Here is a 1,600-nt window from a genome sequence, read left to right on the forward strand (position 1 = left end):
CGTGGGTGGTGACGAGGTGGCGGGCGATGAGCTTGCCGAGTTCACCGGTGGCGCCGGTGATCAGGACGTAGTCGTCGGGCGTGAACACCGGCTCCTCGACCGCCGTCGTCGGCGCGGCGACGGCCCGTACGAGCCGAGGCGCGACCAGCGCGCCGTCGCGCACCGCGAGCTGCGGCTCCACGTCGACGGGCGCGGCGGGCAGTGCGGCCGCCGACTCCGGAGTGCCGTCCAGGTCCAGTAGTGCGAAGCGGTCCGGGTTCTCGGCCAGTGCCGAGCGCACCATGCCCCACACGCCGGCCTGGACGAGGTTTGCGGGCTGCTCGCCGGCGGCGTTCTCGGTGACGAACACCAGCCGCGCGTCCGCGAACCGCTCGTCGAGCAGCCAGGCCTGGGCCAGGTCGAGCGTCCATTCGAGCACAGTGCCGATCTGCTCGGGCAGCTCGCCGTCCGTCGGCATCGGGCAGTGCGCGAACACCGTCGGGGCGGGGGCGAGACCGGCGAGCGCCGCCGCGTCCACCACCGTGACCACGGGAGTCGGATCCTCCGGGTCGGCCGCCGCCGGGGGAGTGGACAGCGCGGTCCAGTCGACCTGGTAGAGGCTGTCCCGGCTCTTCGCGGCCTGGGCGACCAGGCGCTCCGGGCGGGTCGCGTGCACGGTGAGCACGCCCTCGGCCACCGGCCGTCCCTCCACGTCCACGAGGGTGAGCCCGATGGTGCCGGGGCCGGTCGGGGCCAGCCGGACCCGGATCGTCCGGGCGTCCGTGGCGTGGAGCACCACGTCCGACCAGCCGGCCGGCAGTCTGACCTCGCCGTCCGGGGTGTCCTCGGCGAACGCCATCGGGTGCAGCGCCGCGTCCAGCAGCGCCGGGTGCAGAGCGAACCCGCCCTGGCCGGGCAACTCCGGCAGCACCGCCTCGGCGTACACGTCCTCGCCGTGGCGCCAGGCGGCGGTCAGTCCCCGGAACGCCGGGCCGTACTCCAGCCCGGCCGCCTCCAGACGGTCGTACAGCTCCGAGGTGTCGACCGGCTCGGCGCCCTCGGGCGGGAAGGCCGCGAGGACGGCGGCGGGCCGACCGACAGCCGCGGCCAGCGTTCCCTTGGCGAGCACGACCACGGTCCCGCCGTCGCGCGACTCGACCGTCACGGCCCGCCGCCCGTCCGCGCCGGCGGCGCCGACGCTCACCTGCACCCGCACCGCGCCGCCCTGCTCGGGCAGCGTCAACGGCGCCTGGAGCGTCAGTTCCTCCAGTCGCTCGCAACCGAGCCGGCCGCCCGCGTACAGGGCCATCTCGGCGATCGCCGTCCCGGGCACCAGCACCGTCCCCGCCACCGCGTGGTCGGCCAGCCAGGGGTGGCTGCGGACCGACAGCCGCCCGGTGAGGACTGCGCCCTCGCCGTCCGGCAGTTCCACCGAGGCGCCGAGCAGCGGGTGGTCCGTCGCGTCCAGCCCGAGATCGGCGGCGGAGCCGGTGTGTTCGGGGAGGTCGATCCAGTAGGTGTGGTGTTGGAAGGGGTAGGTGGGGAGGGTGGTGTGGATGTGGCTGGTGGTGGGCCAGTTGACGGGGTGGCCGTGGGTGTGGGTGGTGGCGAGGGCGCCGAG

At 75.2% G+C, this 1,600-nt stretch carries 1 protein-coding gene; it reads right to left on the bottom strand.

Annotation, left to right across the window (positions count from 1 at the left end; all coding sequences use genetic code 11):
* On the bottom strand, positions 1 to 1,600 hold a 1,600-nt coding region (locus ACGF12_RS38520; RefSeq protein ID WP_393041312.1), incomplete at both ends, for a polyketide synthase dehydratase domain-containing protein.

The organism is Kitasatospora sp. NPDC048296 (assembly GCF_043201815.1).
In the GTDB taxonomy this organism is placed as follows: Bacteria; Actinomycetota; Actinomycetes; order Streptomycetales; family Streptomycetaceae; genus Kitasatospora.